Genomic DNA, 528 nt, shown 5'->3' with positions numbered 1-528 from the left:
CTCTTTAGTCGTTTATGCCGGAGACAACGACATTGGAAATCATAAAGACAGTAATAAAGTCATTGAACTCTACATCGACCTTCTACAAAAAATTGATCAGCACTTACCCGGCATTCCTGTGACCTTAATCAGCATAAAATGCAGTCCAGCACGATCAGGTATGCGAAAAACTATCGAAGCAGCTAATCTTTAAATTGAACGTTTAGCCAAAACTCGCCCCAATACACAATATATTGATCTATTCTCAGGTCTAATCGATATAAATGATGCCATTAAGGACAACCTCTTTGAAGGAGACAAACTACACTTAAACAAAAAAGGCTATGATATTTGGTTAAAAAGCTTATTAGAGTTAGAATAGTTTATTTTTCCTTAATAGCGCTCAATGCCCATAATGATAGAGAACGGAGGTTATTGTCATCTCTCTATCATTACTGGGTGACACATTGGTAGACATTTCACAATTTGTGACTCGTCGTAAGTAATTTATTTTGAATGGATGTAGAGAAACATGACTGACAATAAATT

1 protein-coding gene is annotated in these 528 nt (G+C 35.6%); it reads left to right on the top strand.

Going from position 1 to position 528, the window contains the following annotated elements; translation table 11 throughout:
- A partial coding sequence (locus tag GCE9029_RS26890) for an SGNH/GDSL hydrolase family protein (protein WP_231870204.1) occupies positions 1-193 on the top strand: 193 nt, incomplete at its 5' end.
- Positions 194-528 lie beyond the last annotated feature (335 nt).

The organism is Grimontia celer (assembly GCF_900055185.1).
In the GTDB taxonomy this organism is placed as follows: Bacteria; Pseudomonadota; Gammaproteobacteria; order Enterobacterales; family Vibrionaceae; genus Enterovibrio; species Enterovibrio celer.
This window is presented reverse-complemented; position numbering and strand designations above follow the sequence as displayed.